Source organism: Streptomyces sp. NPDC022910 (assembly GCF_055561075.1).
Map to the genome: position 1 here is coordinate 91,065 of NZ_JBVHHL010000019.1, position 18,525 is coordinate 109,589.

An 18,525-nucleotide genomic window follows, 5' to 3' on the forward strand; every position below is an offset into this window, starting at 1 on the left:
AAAACCGATCAGGTCAAGGCGTGCGCTGAGGCGCCGGGCTTCGTGTAAGCCTGTCGTGGGGTGAGAGGCCCATGATCGCCTGTGCAGACGACGACGGCTTCCAGCGGCTGGTCGCAGTCACGGTGGCGGACCTCCAGGGGTGGTCCTTGCGGGTCCGCGGTGTAGCGGTCGCCCCATTGCTTGAGAGCGATCATCGCGGGCCACAGGTCCCATCCCTTGGGAGTGAGCCGGTACTCGTGGCGGGTGCGGTGGCCCGGCTCGCGATAGGGGACGGTGTCCAGGATTCCGGCGGCGACCAGCTTGCGCAGCCGGTCCGCCAGCACTGCCTCGGAGAGTCCCACGTGCCGGCGGAAGTCGTCGAAGCGGTGCACGCCGTTCATGGTGTCGCGCAGCACCAGCAGTGACCATTTCTCGCCGATCAGGTCGAGGGTGCGCTGCACCGTGCAGTTCTCCGTGCTGGTCTCAAGCCAGTTCATGCAGCCATCGTAGGCTGGCTTCGGAATTGACAGCCAGAGATGTCACTGGCTAGCTTCGGATGTTGAAGCCAGTCGAGAAGGGAAACGGCAATGACCAGGTCTCGCACGTTCGAGTGGGAGGACCCGAGGGTCTCCGCAGCCGCCGTCGGGCAGCAGAGCGGTCTCGACTTCCTGCGCAGCGTGCTGAGCGGACGCCTGCCTGCCCCACCCATCGCCGCGACCCTCGGATTCACCCTGGAGCAGGTTGAGCTCGGTCGCGCCGCCTTCGCCCTCGAGCCGGGGGAGGAGCACTACAACCCCATCGGCAGCGTCCACGGCGGCGTATACGCCACCCTGCTCGACTCGGCCGCCGGCTGTGCCGTGCAGTCCGTCCTCCCGGCAGGCATGGGATACACCTCGCTCGACCTGAGCCTGAAGTTCCTGCGCCCGATCACCGTGGACACCGGCAAGGTCCGCGCTGTCGGTACGGTCCTCAACCAGGGCCGTCGCACCGCCCTCGCGCAGGCCGAGCTGTTCGACTCCGAGGACCGCCTGCTCGCCCACGCCACCAGCAGTTGCATGCTCTTCCCCGTTCCTGCGAGGTAAGGGATCGCAACGGCGCCACCGGGGTCGAGGCAGTGGTTGGCCAGGCCCTGGTGCGCTGCTGTGCTCCAGGTCAGGCAATCTCCGCCGGTGCGTTCCCCCTGCACGCACCGTCCGTCGGCCCTGGAGCGCTGTCACCAGGACCTCATGTTCGCCGTCCAGGTGCGTCGAGGGTCGCCGGCGAGAGCCCCGTAGCCCGACTGCGGGCCGAGCTGTCCTCGTTGGGACGAGGGCTCACTCTCAACCATGGACGGGTGTCTCACCCCCTGCGACGCCGCCGCCGAGGGTGTCTGCGAGCGGGCGTGCACGGCGCCGTCTCCATGGGGGCGAACCAGCGTCACCGTCTCCGTGAGTGGTGGTCTCATTCAGCCCGCGACGCACTGCTGTGTACGGCGTCGGCCGGAGCATGGCACAGTGCACCTCGTCCAAACCCTCGGCCCCCAAGGATGCGCATGCGCATGATGCCGGCCCCCGTCAGGGCCGTCCGCTTCCTGTTGCTGTTCGTGGGCGCGGCGTGCGCCCTCGTGGCCCTGCGTCTGGCGATGGCTGCTGTCATGTCGGAAACCGGCGCCCTGGGCCTGCTGGCCGACGGCCTGATCTTCCTCGCGGCGAGCCCTTTCGCCCTGCTGGCCGCCATGTCCATCCTTGCCGCAGTGAAGTGCGCGAACGGCGGCAGCGGCATCCGCACATGCGTCCTCGTCGTCGGCTGGCTGGTTGTCGCGGGCAGCGCCGTCGGCGCCGTGACGCACCACGCAATGTGGGGCGTCGGCGTCGCGATGGGTGCCGTGATGCTGTTCCTGGCCACGGGGGAGCGCGCGAAGGACTGGTTCGCCCGCCCGCGTCACTGGCCTGACGGATGAAAGACGGCTCAGGGCTGACCCCGATGGTGGGGCAGCCCTGCCCCGGTGGCATGTTCAGTGGCCGTAGGGCGGCTCGAAGCACCCGGTCTCCGGGAACGAGCCGTTGGTCGTCACCCCGTAGTCGGCCTTCTGCACGAATGCCGTGACGCAGCCGTCGTCATGGACGTGAAGGCCGACCAGCGCTCCGTCGGGCCTGACGTAGTGGCCGTCCTTGTAACGCGAGTTCATGGCGCGGACCGTCAGTGTCCCGCCGAGCCGGTTCCCGTTCGGACCGGTCCGTTGTTCCTCGTAGCCGAGATGGAGCAGGGCCGCGCGCACGTCGCCGGGTCCCACTTCCTCTCTTCCCACAGCACTTGAGGACCGGCTTGATGCGATCGGCTCCCCTCTGTGCGCCCTTCGCACTGGCGGCAGACATGTCGCCGGGGCGGCGGTAGCCGTTGTTGTCGTTGTAATGAGGAGCGCCGTCGCCGGCCCCCGGCTCCACAGCGCTGCCATCAGTCCCGCCGGCGTGGCCCGCGGCAGCGTGCGAGTTCCAGCAACGCTCGTCGTGATGCCGACCCGCGTGGCGAGGGCGATCGGGGAGACGGCCTTGCCGCATGTCATGACTCGCAGCCGGAAGGACGCGCGGGGATAGGAGCGGCGTGCCCTCGGCGGCCGTGCGGTCCGTCGCGGCGAAAAGGGACGAGTGCCGGTGATCAGTGGTATCGATGCGTTGCCCGCACATCACCGAAGGCGCCAGGTGGAGAGCGGACTTGAGCGGGGAGGGCGTGGACGTCTCGTCGGGAGGGCGCAGTGGTCCCCCGACGGCAGTCTCCTCGTTGTTACGGAAGTCGTAGGGCCGGTCGGGGGAGTCGGGGCGGCGAGTCCGTCAACCGTGCCATGAACCGTCAGTCGCCTTTGTGCTGATCATCGCGAGGTTCGGAGCGGGGACGGATCTGCGGCTCGGACCTCTCCCCGTGTCGGTGGCACCTACAAGGGAGCGTTACGGATATGTCGGTGTTTTGTAACGCGAATCGTTTTGTTGATCTCGTGCCGCCGAGCAGGGCCAGAGTTTCGGGCCTCGGCACCGAGCCGAGAAATTGGGATGGCACGCCGGCCCCAACCGGGGTGGGCGTGCTCGAACGTGAGGGGACAGCTTGATGTCTGTTTCTCGTATCACCGTGCGCCTGATCGCCACCTGTGTGGCGTCGGGCGTCCTCGTCGGCGCGGCCGCCATGCCGGCCCTCGCCGACGGAGGCGGCCATGACCGCGACTCGCGCAGCTACCGTTCGCACGCCGTCAGGGGTGACCACGACCACGACCACGACCGGGATCGGCACCACCGCTGGTATGGCGACCGCCATCACGGCGATCACCGGGACGGGGGCCACCGCTGGTATGGCGACCACGACCGGGACCGGCATCGCGGCTGGTACGGCGACCGGCACCGGCATCACGACCACGGTCGTCGCTGACCCGTCACGGCGGGGGTGCCGGTGATACGGCTCGATCCTGCCGCACCCACCGGGGGGCGAAGGGCGCTCTTGCGCCGCTTCGGCCCCCGGTCATTCTTCGGCCACCTCGGGCGTACGGATCTCACCCGGCCCTCCGGGGTCTGCCCCGCGTCGGGCGACCGGGCACCGCAGAGCCATCCGGCCAACGTGCTGTCTGGCCCCGGCGCCCGCATGGTGGCGATCGATCCGAGGCACGCATGGGGCGACCCGGACTTCGACACCGTGGACTGGGTGCTTCACGGAGTTGTGGGTCTCGCCGCGCTGGAGCAGCGAATCGAGAAGCTGGCAGCGCTGGTTCCTGGCCTGTCACCCCATCGTGTGCTGGGCTGGTGCCGAGCCATGGCCCCGCTCATCGTGGTCCCCAGAATTTGCGCGCGGCGGGACGACGCGGAAACTCAGTTCCTCATGGCCCTGGCCGGCGGCCCTCGCCGGGGTGATGAGTGCGGAGGGACATCGTCGGCTCCACTTCGCGTGCAGTAGTGAACTGCATCCTCCGGCAAGGGGCAGGGCAACTGATCTGACCGGTGGGGATCGGCTTCGCACCGATATCCTCCACGGCATGATCAACGCGTACGTGAGCTCTGACGACGCTGAGGTTGCGATAGCTGCGGCACATGCCGGCGCGGACGTGGTGAGGAGCATGTACGGTCAGCGCCTCGCCCACATCGACAAGGGTGCCGGAGACTTCGCCACCGCCGCCGATGTGGAGGCCGAGAAGAGGATCCTGGGCGTCATCCGTGCGGCTCGGCCGGATGATGCGGTGCTCGGCGAGGAAGGTGGGCAGCAGGGCGCTGCCGACGCTGTGCGGCAGTGGTTGGTCGACCCGCTGTGCGGCACATTGAACTACGCCGTCGGCAACATGCTGGTGGCCGTCAACGTGGCATTGCGCAACGGGGCCGCGGCGGTGGCCGACCCGTTCAGCGGTGAGGTTTTCTTCACGGATGGTGAGTCCGCCCGGGTGCGGCGCGACGGGGCCGATGCGCCGCTTGCGCCTACGCCCGCCACCCAGTTGGTGGACGTCAACCTGGATCCTCCGTTTCCAAGCGCGCCCGCGTTCCGGCCCGTTGACTTGCTGGCCCACCCTGGGTTCGTCGAGCGGTTCCGGCCGCGGGTCGTGTCAACGACGTTGGCGTTGGCCTGGGTAGCGGCCGGCAAGCGCGCCGCGTACGTCACCGATGGCGCTGACCTCTCCGGGAGCGTGCACTTCGCTGCCGGCATCGCCGTGTGCCGGGCGGCGGGCTGCGTGGTCAGCGGGATCGACGGCGCTCCTGTCGGGCAGGGAGGCCGCGGGCTTGTGGTGGCCGCGGACGCTGAGACCCACGGGCGGCTGATGTCGATGATCCGCAGTCGAAGCTAGTGCAGTGACCGCTTAGGTTACGCCGGCTTGGATGGTCAGGCCATGGTCGGTAGCGGCCGGCCTGCCGCCCCGGCGGATGCCTTTCTCGCTGCGGCCACGGACGCGGACGCGGTCACGTTCACAGTGCTGGGCAGCCAGAATGCCGGGGATCCGCTGCAGTGTCTGTCCCTCCGGTTCGGTCAGCTCGCGGTCAGTTTGCGCGCCTGACCGGCTGTGCCATCCTGTCTCCCCGCGTCGGCCGGACGCGTCGTCACATTCCACCGATGCGGGCCGATCAGCACCGACCCGGCGAACGAACAGATGCGGCCACAGCACGGGGACTGCGCTGACATGCGCCGCCCGGTGGTCGGCCTCGACACCGGACTGTCCGTGTCAGACCGTCGACAGGTCGATCGCTCGGTCGACATCGCGCGGTTGCAGCACCCGCAGGATGCCCTCGAGCAGGTAATAGTCGGCATATGGAAGCGAGATCTCGATCCCGTCCTCGGCCGGTCGGTTACGAGTGCAGCGGGCCACGACCGCCTCAGCGCGGGAGGAATTCCGTGTAAGGCAGGTCTCCGACAGCGCCGTCAGCAGCCGCAGCGCCACTTCGCGGTACTTGTTGCTGCCCGTGGCCGTCGCCAGGTCGAGCAGACCGCATGCCATGATCGCGCCGGCCGACGCGTCCTTGATGTCGTGGGGCTGCTGCGGCGCGCGGTAGTCCCATACCGGGACGTAGTCCGTACTCAGTGCTCCCACGGCGAAGTCGGCGAGTCTCCGTGCGGTGGCCAGGAATTCCCGGTTCCCGGTCCGGCGGTAGATCGTGGTGAATCCGTACACACCCCATGCCTGTCCGCGCGACCAGCACGAGGTGGGACTGTAGCCCTGCACGGTGTTCGGGCCGATCGGTGCGCCGCTGTCCGGGTCGAAGTCGAAAACGTGCGGGGTCGAGCCGTCGGGGCGGGGGAACACCCGCTGGGCGGTCTTCGCGTGCTCCTCGGCGATGGTCAGGTACTTGTCGTCGCCGGTCTGCCGGCTCGCGAATGCCAGCAGGTCGAGATTCATCATTGTGTCCATGATGACCCGGCCCGCGTTGTGCGGATCGGTCAACGCACCCCACGCGCGGATGAAGCGTCCGCGCGGGTTGTACCGCTGTATCAGCGAGTCGGCGGCCCGTACGGCGCCCGCCTGCCATACGTCATCGCCCGTCAGACGCCAAGCTGTCACCCATGACGGATAGAAAAGGAAACCCAGATCGTGCGTGCTGTTGTCGTACTGACGGGGAGCCAGCCTTTGAGCCGAATCCAGCGCCCACGTGCGGAATGCATCGTCCTCGCTGTAGAGCCAGGCCATCCACAGCGTTCCTGGCCAGAACCCGCCGACCCAGTCACCGTTCTGCGAATAGACCCACTTCTCGAACTTCGTCCCGACGGGAAAGGCACTCACGCCCGGCGCGACAGTGCGGAGCTTCTGCACGGCATAGTCGGCCGCCGCGCGGAGCGCGCGCACAGCCTGTGCAGGTGCCTGTCCGGTAACCGCCTGCGCAGGCTGCGCCGAAGAAGCGTATGCGGCCGCAGCACCGGCCGCCGTCGCCAGCACAGTACGCCGGGAAACACTCACGGGTGCCCACCTCTCGCACTCGACAACGTCACAGGGAAGTCGATGGAGTCTTGCACAGCTGCCACTTGAGGTACACCCACGTGAGCACAGTTCATGTAGGTGAACACTGTGAATGCTGGAAGCCACCGCATCGGCATGTGTGTATAGCCACCTGATCCTCGGGTCGTGGCCCCATGGCCGCGCGAACGGTATCGACGCCTGTGGTCGGAAAGGGGGGGCTCCCGTCCTTGGCGGGGGAAGATGAGATCGCGAGCGGTTGCACGGTCGATGTGGAGGAGTAGGTGCCATGCAGCACGAACGAGCGGGTCAGCCGGCCGGACCCGAGGACCTGATCGACGTCGCCCGACTGGTGACGGCGTACTACGCGCTGCACCCCGACCCGGCCGAGCCGGGGCAGCGAGTGACGTTCGGTACGTCGGGACACCGCGGATCGTCGCTGGCGACCGCGTTCAACGAGGACCATATCGCCGCGACCAGCCAGGCCATCTGCGAGTACCGCGCACGACAGGGCACCGACGGCCCCCTCTTCCTCGGTGCGGACACGCATGCCCTGTCAGAGCCCGCGAAGGTCACCGCTCTGGAGGTGTTCGCGGCCAACGACGTGACCGTGCTCATCGATACGGCGGACGGCTACACCCCCACGCCGGCGGTCTCGCACGCCATCCTGACCCATAACCGGGGGCGCACCTCTCACCTCGCCGACGGTGTGGTCGTGACGCCCTCGCACAACCCGCCCGGCGACGGCGGATTCAAGTACAACCCGCCGAGCGGCGGCCCGGCGGGCTCCGACGCGACTTCCTGGATCCAGGACCGGGCGAACGAGATCATCGCGGGCGGCCTGAAGGACGTACGACGCGTCCCCTACGGCCAGGCGCTCGCCGCGCCCGGCACCGGTCGCTACGACTTCCTCGGCAACTACGTCTCCGATCTGCCGAGCGTGCTGGACCTCGACGCGATCCGGGCCACAGGCGTGCGTATCGGCGCCGATCCACTGGGCGGAGCGTCCGTGGCCTACTGGGGCCGCATCGCCGAGCAGCACCGTCTCGACCTGACCGTGGTCAATTCGCTCACCGATCCCACTTGGCGGTTCATGACGCTGGACTGGGACGGCAAGATCCGTATGGACTGCTCGTCGCCGTACGCGATGGCGTCGCTCATTGAGCAGCGCGACCGTTTTCAGATCGCGACGGGCAACGACGCCGACGCCGACCGGCACGGCATCGTCACCCCGGACGCCGGGCTGATGAACCCCAACCATTACCTCGCCACCGCCATCTCCTACCTGTACGCCCATCGCACGCAGTGGTCCGCCGAGGCGGGCGTGGGCAAGACGCTGGTGTCGTCCAGCATGATCGACCGGGTCGCCGCCGACCTCGGCCGCCGACTGGTGGAAGTGCCCGTGGGATTCAAGTGGTTCGTGGACGGGCTGATCGACGGATCGCTCGGCTTCGGTGGCGAGGAGTCCGCCGGAGCGTCGTTCCTGCGCCGGGACGGTTCGGTGTGGACCAGCGACAAGGACGGCATCATCTTGGCCCTGCTCGCCTCCGAGATCGTCGCCGTCACCGACAAGACGCCGTCTCAGCACTACGCCGCACTCACTGCGCGCTTCGGCGAACCTGCGTATGCCCGCATCGACGCACCGGCATCCCGCGAGGAGAAGGCCCGCCTGGCCAAGTTGTCCCCGGCTCAGGTCCGCGCCGACACCCTCGCCGGTGAGCCGGTCACGGCCGTGCTCACCCGAGCGCCGGGCAACGGTGCGCCCATCGGCGGCGTCAAGGTGACCACCGAGAACGCCTGGTTCGCGGCCCGCCCTTCGGGTACCGAGGACGTCTACAAGGTCTACGCGGAGTCGTTCCTGGGAACCGACCACCTCCGTCAGGTGCAGGACGAGGCCAAGGCCGTGGTTCTGGGGGCGCTGGGCGGCTGACGCGCCGGGCGTCGGCGTCGGCGCCGCGAGACCGCCGACGTTCGTGGTGCAGCCCGTGCTGCTCCGCGTGAGAGCTCCGCAAGTCCGACGCATGGCGTGCACGGCTGCCGTATAGCCGACGATCTTTGAGAGTCACCAAGCTGTCTCTGGCCTCCCGGATGGAACTCACGCGGCTGGAACGCGCCCAGGCGGGAACGGCCGGCCCATCTTCCGCGACGCCAAAGGACCATCGTGTCCCGTGCGGCAAAAGAACACGCCATGCTCATAGCCGTCGTAGCCATAGCCCGTTAGGCGCACTCGGCCGCGCTGTGCTGCCGCGACTGTTCCGCACATTGCTCAACGTCGAGAACGTGATCGAAGAAGCGCCGGGCGACACGGCTCTGGCCGAAGACGTGACCCGGCGTAGGCCACCCGCAGTGAAACGACGGGAGCCAACCTGCGCACAGTGGGGGCCGGCACCGCGGTCTGCCCAGCGGTGAGCGCCCGCGCGGCTGTTACCCGTTCCTGATAGGAGTCGGTGGCCACCGCCGGAGGCCCTGGCTCCCCGCATCCGGGGTGACGGTTGCGGGGAGCCGCCGGTGCTCTGTGTCAGCGGGCCTGGTCAGGCAGAACCTGGATGGTGCCGCCGACCGCACGCTCACCTGTCGCGTCCGAGGGGTTGTTGACGAGGACACCGTTGACGGCCATGGCGGTCGAGCCGCCGCCGTCGAGGTTGAGGGCGTCCACGGCACCGAGCGAGCGCATGAAGGAGGCGGCCTCCTGGAGGGTGAAGCCCTCGCTGCCCCCCGTCCGGCGGCCGTCCACCGTGGCCAGGATCAGCCGGCCCTTGGCGTCGACCCCAGCCATGGTGCGCGGCTGGCGGACATTCGCCCAGGCATAGCCGAAGGACAGGTCCTGCGGGTCGACGACGCCCTCGGTCGCCGCGTCGATGCTGGTACGGCCGTGACTGACGAGGGTGGGGGCAGCGCTGACGATGCTGTCGTCGCGGTCGAGTTTCACGCGCTTGCCCGTCCTGTCGCGTACGACCTCCTGGACGCCGAGCCGCTGTCCCGTACCGGCGTGAGCGGTCAGCCAGTCGGCGGCCGAACCGATGCCCTGGAGCACCGTGCCGTGGACCGGAACGTGGCCTCCGCGGGCACCTACCGACACCACGCGGCCGTCGGCGTCCAGTACGACCTGCGTACCGGGTCCAGTGGGCAGCGGCGCGCCGAACTCCCCGGTGAACAGCACCAGATCATCGGCCGCGTGGCAGGTGACGTCCTGCCAGGGCAACTCGCTCGGACTGGCTCCCGGACGTCCGCAGTCCCGGACGAGACCGGGCACCCGGTTGATACCCTGCGCCTGGTAGCTGTGTGCGCCCGCACGCACCGTGACGGCCGTAGTCAGGTCCGCCACCCGCACCTGCCGACCGCCGTCCCCGATGATCAGCGCCGCCCGCGATCCGGCGGCCATCGACTCCAGCTCGCCGTGGTCCGCGCTCAGGCCCGACTGCGTTCCCTGGACGCCGTCGGCGTCGGAGGTGACGAAGAACCCTGCGTTGACGCCCACCAAGGAGACCAGCTTCACGGCGACGGACGAGGTGGTCACACGCTGCGCGACGTTGCCGTCATGGGTGCCCTCGACGGTGCCGGTGAACGTGTGCGGATCGATGACCGCGACGTGCACATTCTCCCGGTCGGCAGGCTGATCGGCGTCGTAGCCCGTCCAGTCCACGGCGGTGTGGAAGCCCGCCGCGGTGACTGCCTGGGCGGCACTCTGGGCGGCCGCTTGGGTGGCGTACGAGCCGACCCTCACCCGCAGGCCCATGAGGCCGTGCGGTGTGTCGGCGTAGTCGGGCCAGCGCACCGACTCCACCCGCGGTTCGAAACCACCGGCGCGCAACTGCTGCGCGGTCGCGTCGGCCCAGGACTGCGGTCCCACCGCCGCCCAGGTCGCGGCTCCGCTGAGGCGACCGGTGGTCGGGGCCTGAACGGTGACCGTCCAGAGCGGCTTGGCGTCGCCGTTCTCGATGGTGGCGCTGCGCACCTGTACGCCCGGAGCGACCGTCTGCGTCGTCCACTTGACCGAGTCCGTTGCCGGGAAGGCACCAGCGGAGTCGTACGCTGCGGCCTGCCCCGTCGCCCAGATTCCGCCCGAGGCGACGACGGCGAATACTGCGGCGGCGCTCAGCAGGACTCGCGCCCGCGCGGCAGATGGGGTGTCCTTGTGGCCCATGGCATCCTCTCGTTCCCACGGCGAGTGGCCGCACGAGCCGAGCCCTTTCGGCCACCTCTTCCGGCTGATCACAACCGGCGAGTGGAGCGACATCAGTGCTCAGCAGTGACGGCCCGGGGAACAGTCGGAGAACAGCTGGTCGGCCGTCCACGGCGTTCCGGTGGCGGCCCAGCAGTTGGCTCCCGGATGCCTTCTCGCAGGCAACCCCTCGGTCCGTGACGCATCCCGTCGACCGGATGGCTCAGTCCGGTGCTGCGGCCGGAGCATCACGGTTCGGCGCAGCCGGCTCCGGCCGGCCTGCCTGCGATGTCGGCAGCGGCTTGGCGGAACGCCGGTTGCGGAGCAGCAGCCGTCGTGCGGGACGTTCCACCGCCTCGTACAGGACCCAGGACAGACCGAGGGAGACGGTGAACGCCACGGCAGTGGCGGTCACGGCCGCCGACACGTCGAATCGGGGGGAGACACCGAGCAGGTTGGTGCCGGCCCGCAGCACCAGCAGGTGGACCATGTAGAAGGCGAAAGAAAGTTCGCCCAGGCGCACCAGCCGCCGGTGGCGCCACAACGAGGGCAGGCCATGGAGGTCCGCGACGGCCGCCGCCGGGATGAGCAGGGCGAAGCCGATGATGGTGCAGGCCGTGGCCGGGTATCCGGGGCTGGCCTGCGGGACCAGGAAGTAGCCGACGATCGCCAGGGCAAGAGAGGCCTCCAGACCAGGTCCGCGCCAGCGGCCGAGGAGCACCAGCCGGGCGACGGTGGCGCCGAGGACGAACTCGGGCAGACGTGCGGCGGGGAAGGAATTCATTGACTGGCCCAGCCAGTGGTGCGCGTCCGCCCAGCCCAGGACCAGTACCGTCAGGACCGATGCCCCGGCCAGGGCCGCGGATCCCCGGCTGCCGACACGGCCCAGCAGGAGTGCGAGCAGCGGGAAGGTGGCGTAGAAGAAGGCCTCGCAGGTCAGTGACCAGCTGACCGGGTTCAGCGTCTGCCACCACGGGTGCCACCAGGAATGGACCAGCAGGGCGTTGGCCAGTGCCTGGGGCAGCGTCGGCTTCGTTTGATGGGCCAGCGTGTATGCCATGAGCAGCGCGACGGCGGCGGTGACCAGATGGACGGGATAGATACGGGCGAAGCGCCGCCGCCAGAAGGCGAACGCGCGGTCGTTCGGCCGTACGGACCACGTCAGTACGAACCCGGACAGCACGAAGAAGAACGACACTCCGGTCTCACCGGCTTCGAATGCCCACGTCATGATGTCTCCGCCGGTGCCTCCGAAATAACCGAAGTTGCGCACATGCAGTCCGAAGACCAGCAGCGCGGCTACCCACCGCAGTCCGGTGAGGGACGGTAGGGAGGGAGCCGAGACGGGCGGAGGAATCCTGGTCGCGGTCGCGGTCGCGGTCGCGGTCGCGGTCGCGGTGGCGGACGGCGTTCCGGGCGCCTTGGTCGCCGTCCTCATCGCGTCACCTGCTTGGGCGTGTTTGTGGGGGGCATGGAGGGGAACGTTGCCCGTTCATCACCTTTCATTCCGGTCACGTAGGCAACATCACACTGGTGTTGACGAGTATCGCCACCCGCACGCCTCGGGCCGGGGGGAAATGACACCGGGATGGCCGAGGGGGGACGGCCGCGAAGCCGGGCGAGGAGGGCCCTGCCTCGTGGCGCCTGCCGCATCCGTACCGGCTGTCACGCGTAGGACCAGCCGCACGGAAAGCGGAGGCTCACCCGTCTTTGTAGGTCGGCCGATGAGCCCCCTCACGCGGCAACAGGCCCTGTTGAGGACAACCCGCAACGCCGGGACTCAGGGCGTTGCACCGCTCAGTCGCGTCCATGCCCTTTTGTCCAGGCGCTCGAGTACGGCACGCGCCATGGCTTCCTCGCCCTTGGCATTGGGGTGTGCGGGGGCCGCAGGCGAGGTGGGCTGCAACGGTTCGATCCACCGGTCCCCGGGCGCCTTGCACATGTCGTGACCGCGGGTGGGCGCGTAGGTGTCGACGTACTGCGCACGATTCCACTCGGCCACCAGGTGAAGCATCAGGTTCAGCCGCTTCTCGGTGTCCCGCAGATAGGGGAAGTCCTTCGACGCGAAGGGCACCGAGGGATAGCAGCCGCTGCCGTCGTCGGGCAGCAGGTCCGGGTAGCCGACGACGAGCACCCGGGCGTGCGGCGCCTTGGCGTGCACGGCCCGCAGCACACGGTCGATCTTCGGCGCGGTCTGCGCGATGTCGACCGCCAACTGGTCGATCCCGGAGGAGGCGTAGTAACGCTGACACGGGTTTCCCGCCATGTCCTGGGAGCTGAGGCGGGCGCAGGTGGCGATGATGGAGCCGAAACCGATGTCGTTGCCGCCGATCTGGACCGTCACCAGATCGGTGTCCCGCTGCACCGCGTTCAGCTGAGGATCGTTGGTGCCCTGTGACTTCCACATGTTCTCGGTCGTCGCTCCGCCGCAGCTCACGTCCTTGAACGCGGTCACCTTTCGCTCCGCCGCCACGATCGAGGGATAATTGTGGTCGGAACGAGCGCAGTTCGCGTCCACCTGCTGCGGGATGAGGGGGCCCGAGGTGTAGGAGTCCCCGAGTGACACGTACTGCCTGTCGCGTCCGGGTCCCGCGCCGTGCGCTGCGGCAGGTACTGCGGAAGCGGTAAAGAGAACGCAACTGCCGAGCGCCGCCCCTACCGCGACGGGCCATCGGCCGCGTCTCACCGCTTGGCACTTACGCGTGTCGTTCGCCATGAGAATCCTCCCCCTGAAGCCGGGACATCGCGCGGAGTCGGCACCAACGGGCGGCTCTCACGCGTTCGACGGGGTTTGTATACCGTCCGGTATGTCTCGGAGGCCAGAGGCGGGAGCCCGCGAGCTGAGCGGCGAGGGCGCGAGGACATCGCGGCGAGGGCGCGCGGACATCAGGCTGCCCCATGCCCACTTCCGCGTCGCAGAGACCGTCCCGGGCCGGCGCGAGGCTGGTGAGCGCCGTTCGGCCGTCACCAGAACGCAAGGCCGGCGGCCCGCTCACTGGCGCCGGCCACAGAGACTTCCGCGATGAGGGAGATCTGAGACTCAGTGTTTCCGTTCGGCCCGCACCCGGCGGGCTCACCGCGACGGCCTCGCTGAGTGGCGGCGGCGATCACTGGACCGTTGAGCGCCGGCATTCCGGTGCTGCGGCCGGACTTCGCCCTACGATGGGTGAAGATCGAGCGTGAACAGGGAGAGTGGAATGATTTTCATCACGGCCAAGTTCCGGATCAAGCCGGAGTACGCGGAGCGGTGGCCCGAGATTTCGCGGGAGTTCACCGAGGCGACCCGCAGTGAACCCGGCTGTCTGTGGTTCGACTGGTCGCGGAGCCTCGACGATCCGACCGAGTACGTGCTCGTCGAGGCGTTCCGGGACGGTGACGCCGGTGCCGCGCATGTCCAGTCCGAGCACTTCAAGACCGCACAGCAGACCCTGCCACCCCACCTGGTCGAGACACCCCGGATCGTCAACGCGGTCCTGGAGCAGGATGACTGGTCCTTGCTCGGTGAGATGGCCGTTCAGGACTGAGGGCATCGCACAGGGCACGTGAGTGCCGTGGTGGCGTGACGAGAGCCACCCCGTCCGATCAGGCGTGACGGGGCATGGCATCGTGCGATCCGTCCGTCGGTGCCGCGGAGTTCGCAGTACGTGCCGCTGCCCGCCTGAAGACCTACCTGTTTCCCATTCGGCCAGAACCTCCCGGTCCGCGGCTCGCGGCTGGGTGACCCTGCGCAGAGTACGTCCAGCAGTAGTAGTCATGGGCTGTTGCTGGGGGCCGCGAAATGATCTGATGAAAGCCCTGCCCAGAGTCCCTGCAGCAGTCGCCCGCCCGCGTGCCAACAAAGGATGAGCCCCATGGAATACCGTCACCTCGGCCGCAGCGGCCTGGTCATCAGCGAGATCGCCTACGGGAACTGGCTCACCCACGGTTCGCAGGTGGAGGCGGACGCGGCCGAAGCGTGTGTGCGTGCCGCGCTGGAGACCGGCATCACGACCTTCGACACCGCCGACGTCTACGCCGGCACGCGGGCCGAGTCCGTCCTGGGTGACGCACTCAAGGGCGAACGCCGCGAAGGCCTGGAGATCTTCACGAAGGTGTACTGGCCCACCGGACCGGGCCGCAACGACCGGGGCCTGTCACGCAAGCACATCATGGAGTCGATCGAAGGGTCGCTGCGGCGCCTGCAGACCGACTACGTGGACCTGTACCAGGCGCACCGCTACGACGTGGCCACGCCGCTGGAGGAGACGATGGAGGCGTTCGCCGACATCGTCCACTCCGGCAAGGCCCACTACATCGGTGTCTCCGAGTGGCCCGCGGAGCAGATCCGGCGCGCTCACTTGCTGGCGCGGGAGCTGCGCGTCCCCCTGGTGTCCAACCAGCCCCAGTACAACGCCCTGTGGCGGGTCATCGAGGGTGAGGTCGTGCCCACCTGTGAGGAGCTGGGTATGGGCCAGGTGGTGTTTTCGCCGATCGCGCAAGGTGTGCTGACGGGCAAGTACGAGCCCGGTCAGCAGCCTCCGCAGGGCTCGCGGGCCACCGACGGCAAGGGCGGGGCCGACATGATCGCGCGGTGGATGGGCGACGACGTGCTGACGGCCGTTCAGCAGCTCAGGCCGCTGGCCGCCGAGGCCGGGCTGTCCCTCGCGCAACTGGCGGTGGCCTGGGTCCTGCAGAACCCCAACGTCTCGGCCGCCATCATCGGCGCCTCACGGCCGGAGCAGGTTGCGGAGAACGCCAAGGCGGCCGGTGTCGTGCTGGAAGCCGGCCTGATGGCCCGCATCGAGGAGATCCTGGAACCGGTTGCGGTCACCGATCCCAAGCGGGTCCACGACAACGTGCCGGAGCGCCGCCCCTGAGCCACCGACGTGCCTGCTGGAGTCTCGGCGTCGCCCTCGACTCGGCGCCCGTTCAAGGGACGGCGTCGGACTGCGGACCGGTCGCTGCCGCACCGGGCACCAGGGGTCACTGTGGCGCCGACAGCCGGGCAGGGAGTTGACCGCCGTGGCGGTCGGCGGTGGAGGGCTTCGGGCCGGAGGTGGCCGGCCCGAAGGCTGTCATGCCCGACGGCGTCCGGTTCCCGAGTTGGTGGGGCCGCCGTCGATGAGGAAGCCCGCAAGCCCGACGGCGTCGTCGTCCGCCACGTGCATCGCGTCGATGCCGTTGTCCGGGACGAGGGCGGCCAGGCCCAGGCCGAGCACGGCGTTGATCGGTGCGGCGGTCGCGCCCGCTCTGACCACGTAGAACTGGTCCGGCGGGATCGGCATGATCGGCGTCACCGAGATGCCGGGCATCGACGACTACGGCCCCGAGGAGACCTTCACGACGCAAGACGCCGTCGCGGCCGAGAAGTGGGCCGTCGCCAAGAAGATCAACACTCTTTCCTTCTGGGCACTCCAGCGCGACAACGGTGGCTGCGTCGGGACGGCCGGGGGCCAACTCCTGTTCCGGTATCGCCGAGGACGCCTGGTACTTCAGCCACACCTTCGAGCCGTTCACGCGGGGTGTCGAGGTCGACTGACGGCCGATCACCCTGCTTTCCGCCGGATTCTGGCACGCATACCGATGAACCCCCAGGACGCCGGCCTGGGGGTTCAAACCGGAGCGGGTGCCGATATCGAAGCTGACACCACGGCTGCGGCGCGCTGGACCTCAATCGGCCCTCGTCGTAGGCAAGATGGGGGGAGCGGACTTCCTGGCCGGCCGACGTGCCGCATGATGGCCGGGAGCTCTTGGACCGGCGGTTGTTCCTCGTCATCGACGATGCCGGAGGACACCGACGAAGTCACGAAAGTCCGCGAGAAGACATCCGTCCTTGCCAACCGACGCCCGGAGGTGCCGCGATGAGCAAGCCCGAGTTGGAGTTCCACATCCCCGACGGGCCGTGGACAACACCCGGGGGAGAGGACTCCTGCGTCGAGGAGCGCGTCCTGGCCGAGGATCCCGGGACCGGAAGCCGTACCGCGCTCGTCCGCTGGGCGCCAGGTACCGACACCTCGGCGCAAGGCGTGGCCCGCCACGACTTCTGGGAGGAGGTCTACCTCCTTGAGGGCGCGCTGCACGACCTGACTCTCGGTGAGACCTTCACCGCGGGCATGTTCGCCTGCCGCCCGCCCCGAATGCCACACGGCCCGTGGATCTCGGAGGTGGGCGTCACGATGCTCGTCTTCTCCTACCTCGAGACGGATCCCCCGGGCGGCGGGACCGCGAGCAACCCTTGAGCGTGGGCGCGCGGCGAGTGAAGCCAGGACGCCACGCAAGCCTCGCGCCAAGTGACACCGCCCGGTCGGCCGACGATTCCGCACACGTACAGCCGGAGCGCCAGCCAGTCGAAGAGTCAGGCCCCGAAGAGCCTGACCCCCGGGCGGTGCCATGACCCGTTTCTCGCTGTCAGTCGAAATAGTCCGGCTGCGTCTGCACGTTGAGCTCACGCAGGTGGACCCGCTTCGCCGGGTCCGTACGCCGGTCGGTGATCTTCAGGACGTCGAAGCCCTTGGCGATGTCGTTCGAGTAGATGTAGCCGTTGTAGTAGTACGCCGACCAGGAGCCGCCGACCGTGATGAGGTCGGTGGTCAACGGACCGCGTTCGAAGTAGGCGATCTCCTTCGGGCGGGCGGAGTCGGTGAAGTCCCAGACGGAGACGCCGCCCTGGTACCAGGCCTGCACCATGAGGTCCTTGCCCTTGACCGGGATCAGCGAGCCATTGTGGGCCACGCAGTTCTCGGTGTCCGCCTGGTGGCGGGGGATCTTGAAGTAGCTGCGGAAGACGAGCTTGCGCTCCTCGCCCTTGCCGACGATGTCGTAGATGCCGTCGGCCCCGCGGTTCGGGCCGGTCGCCTCGTTGCAGGTGGCCCCGACGCCGCCGCCCAACTCGTCGGTGAAGACGACCTTGTTCGCCTTCTGGTTGAAGGTCGCAGAGTGCCAGAACGCGAAGTTGACGTTGTCCTGCACCTGGTCGATGACCTTCGGGTGCGCCGGGTCCTTGATGGACAGCAGAATGCCGTCGCCCATGCAGGCGCCGGCGGCCAGGTCCTCGGATGGCAGGACCGTGATGTCGTGACAGCCGGTCGTCTTGGACACGCCCGGGTTGGTGGGCGCGCCCGGGTTGCCGCCGCCGTCCGGGCCATCGCCGGGGAAGAGCACCGGGAAGTCGACGACCGCCGCCTGCTCGGGAGCGTCACGCGGCACCTTGATGACGGAGATGCCGTCGTGCGGCGGCCGGCAGTCGGGGTAGGTGGCGCTCGGCGAGTACGAGGAGACGTAAATGTAGACGTCTCTGCGCTCCGGCACCAGCGTGTGGGTGTGGGAGCCGCAGGCGGTCTCGACGGCGGCGACGTACTTCGGGTTCGTCTTGTCGCTGATGTCGAAAACCTTCATGCCCTCCCACGAGGACTTCTCGGTCGCCGGCTGCGTGGTGCTGTTGCAACTGCTGTCGCTGCGCGAGGAGTCGGTGGACAGGAACAGCAGGTTGCCGGAGACGGAGACGTCGTTCTGCGAGCCGGGGCACATGACCTGGGCGACCGTCTTCGGTGACCGCGGGTTGCTGATGTCGAAGATGCGGAAGCCGTCGTAGTTGCCCGCGAAGGCGTATGTTCCCTGGAAGGCCAGGTCCGAATTGGTTCCGGGAAGCGCGTCCTTGGGGACGTTGGCGACGTGCTCGACGTTGGCGGAGTGGACGATCTCGTCCTGGCCGGGTATCGCGCCGCTCGCGATGGCCTCCCGCGCCTCGGCCTGGGCACTCTTGGAGACCTCCTTGGACACGGACGCAGCGGCGTCCCCGGGATCGGGGATCGCGGTGGCCGGGGTGGCCGTGAGGAGAGCGGCCAGCAGTCCGGTGGCGGCTGCGGCAACTCCCAGGCGTCTGCGCCGTGTTCGAAGGTCGTTCAACAGGATCACTGTTTCCTCCCTTGTTTCCGTTCGCCTCGGAACGGTCACGCAAGCCGAAGTATCGCCTTCACCATGCACATATCAAAAGAGGGCAACGGACTTGTAATGATGTTTT

The 18,525-nt window shown here is 68.5% G+C and carries 15 protein-coding genes and 2 pseudogenes; 9 read left to right on the forward strand and 8 right to left on the reverse strand.

The genetic code is table 11. From position 1 onward, the window contains the following. Window positions 1-8: 8 nt before the first annotated feature. Window positions 9-476, reverse strand: a complete 468-nt coding sequence (locus tag ACZ3TS_RS19990) for a winged helix-turn-helix transcriptional regulator (protein ID WP_467619574.1) — start codon at window positions 474-476, stop codon at window positions 9-11. Between the two features lie 90 nt (window positions 477-566). Between ACZ3TS_RS19990 and ACZ3TS_RS19995 the strand changes: the two genes are divergently transcribed. Both ACZ3TS_RS19995 and ACZ3TS_RS20000 read left to right on the forward strand, forming a co-directional pair. Then, on the forward strand, window positions 567-1,061 hold the full coding sequence (locus ACZ3TS_RS19995) for a PaaI family thioesterase (protein ID WP_467619577.1): 495 nt from the start codon (window positions 567-569) through the stop codon (window positions 1,059-1,061). A 449-nt stretch (window positions 1,062-1,510) separates the two neighbouring features. Beyond that, window positions 1,511-1,918, forward strand: coding sequence for a hypothetical protein (locus ACZ3TS_RS20000; protein ID WP_467619579.1), 408 nt, complete (start codon window positions 1,511-1,513; stop codon window positions 1,916-1,918). A gap of 54 nt (window positions 1,919-1,972) precedes the next feature. On the opposite strand, the gene ACZ3TS_RS20005 is transcribed toward ACZ3TS_RS20000, so the two are convergent. Next, the gene (locus ACZ3TS_RS20005) at window positions 1,973-2,251 is read right to left on the reverse strand and encodes a hypothetical protein (protein ID WP_467619582.1); all 279 of its coding nucleotides are present in this window, start codon (window positions 2,249-2,251) and stop codon (window positions 1,973-1,975) included. A gap of 806 nt (window positions 2,252-3,057) precedes the next feature. Between ACZ3TS_RS20005 and ACZ3TS_RS20010 the strand changes: the two genes are divergently transcribed. Both ACZ3TS_RS20010 and ACZ3TS_RS20015 read left to right on the forward strand, forming a co-directional pair. Beyond that, window positions 3,058-3,372, forward strand: a complete 315-nt coding sequence (locus ACZ3TS_RS20010) for a hypothetical protein (protein WP_467619584.1) — start codon at window positions 3,058-3,060, stop codon at window positions 3,370-3,372. Window positions 3,373-3,970: 598 nt separating this feature from the next. Next, on the forward strand, window positions 3,971-4,768 hold the full coding sequence (locus ACZ3TS_RS20015; RefSeq protein ID WP_467619587.1) for an inositol monophosphatase family protein: 798 nt from the start codon (window positions 3,971-3,973) through the stop codon (window positions 4,766-4,768). A 372-nt stretch (window positions 4,769-5,140) separates the two neighbouring features. Here ACZ3TS_RS20015 and ACZ3TS_RS20020 read toward each other — a convergent pair whose 3' ends face one another. After that, window positions 5,141-6,346 (reverse strand): glycoside hydrolase family 88 protein, encoded by a 1,206-nt coding sequence (locus tag ACZ3TS_RS20020; protein WP_467619589.1) that lies wholly within the window; start codon window positions 6,344-6,346, stop codon window positions 5,141-5,143. A 307-nt stretch (window positions 6,347-6,653) separates the two neighbouring features. Between ACZ3TS_RS20020 and pgm the strand changes: the two genes are divergently transcribed. Further along, entirely contained in the window at window positions 6,654-8,294 is a 1,641-nt protein-coding gene (gene pgm, locus ACZ3TS_RS20025) for a phosphoglucomutase (alpha-D-glucose-1,6-bisphosphate-dependent) (RefSeq protein ID WP_467619592.1), read from the forward strand. Between the two features lie 588 nt (window positions 8,295-8,882). Here pgm and ACZ3TS_RS20030 read toward each other — a convergent pair. The 3 genes from ACZ3TS_RS20030 to ACZ3TS_RS20040 form a co-directional block, all read right to left on the reverse strand. Next, complete coding sequence (locus ACZ3TS_RS20030) at window positions 8,883-10,508, reverse strand: phosphodiester glycosidase family protein (RefSeq protein WP_467619594.1); 1,626 nt, start codon at window positions 10,506-10,508, stop codon at window positions 8,883-8,885. Window positions 10,509-10,749: 241 nt separating this feature from the next. Further along, the gene (locus ACZ3TS_RS20035) at window positions 10,750-11,964 is read right to left on the reverse strand and encodes an acyltransferase family protein (RefSeq protein ID WP_467619597.1); all 1,215 of its coding nucleotides are present in this window, start codon (window positions 11,962-11,964) and stop codon (window positions 10,750-10,752) included. A 342-nt stretch (window positions 11,965-12,306) separates the two neighbouring features. Continuing rightward, window positions 12,307-13,242: an SGNH/GDSL hydrolase family protein gene (locus ACZ3TS_RS20040; RefSeq protein WP_467619600.1), complete on the reverse strand. Its 936-nt coding sequence runs from the start codon at window positions 13,240-13,242 to the stop codon at window positions 12,307-12,309. Window positions 13,243-13,723: 481 nt separating this feature from the next. On the opposite strand from ACZ3TS_RS20040, the gene ACZ3TS_RS20045 reads away from it, so the two are divergent. Continuing rightward, complete coding sequence (locus ACZ3TS_RS20045) at window positions 13,724-14,050, forward strand: putative quinol monooxygenase (protein ID WP_467619602.1); 327 nt, start codon at window positions 13,724-13,726, stop codon at window positions 14,048-14,050. A 327-nt stretch (window positions 14,051-14,377) separates the two neighbouring features. Then, on the forward strand, window positions 14,378-15,382 hold the full coding sequence (locus tag ACZ3TS_RS20050; protein WP_467619605.1) for an aldo/keto reductase family protein: 1,005 nt from the start codon (window positions 14,378-14,380) through the stop codon (window positions 15,380-15,382). 216 nt (window positions 15,383-15,598) lie between these two features. Here the strand turns inward: ACZ3TS_RS20050 and ACZ3TS_RS20055 are convergent. Continuing rightward, window positions 15,599-15,784, reverse strand: a pseudogene (locus tag ACZ3TS_RS20055) (hypothetical protein); the annotation flags it as partial. 1 nt (window position 15,785) lies between these two features. Between ACZ3TS_RS20055 and ACZ3TS_RS20060 the strand changes: the two are divergent. Together ACZ3TS_RS20060 and ACZ3TS_RS20065 are read left to right on the forward strand one after the other, a co-directional pair. Then, a pseudogene (locus ACZ3TS_RS20060) lies at window positions 15,786-16,029 on the forward strand (chitinase); the annotation flags it as partial. Between the two features lie 337 nt (window positions 16,030-16,366). Then, the gene (locus ACZ3TS_RS20065; RefSeq protein WP_467619608.1) at window positions 16,367-16,744 is read left to right on the forward strand and encodes a cupin domain-containing protein; all 378 of its coding nucleotides are present in this window, start codon (window positions 16,367-16,369) and stop codon (window positions 16,742-16,744) included. 169 nt (window positions 16,745-16,913) lie between these two features. Here the strand turns inward: ACZ3TS_RS20065 and ACZ3TS_RS20070 are convergent, their stop codons facing one another. Then, window positions 16,914-18,419, reverse strand: a complete 1,506-nt coding sequence (locus ACZ3TS_RS20070) for an LVIVD repeat-containing protein (RefSeq protein WP_467619610.1) — start codon at window positions 18,417-18,419, stop codon at window positions 16,914-16,916. Window positions 18,420-18,525 lie beyond the last annotated feature (106 nt).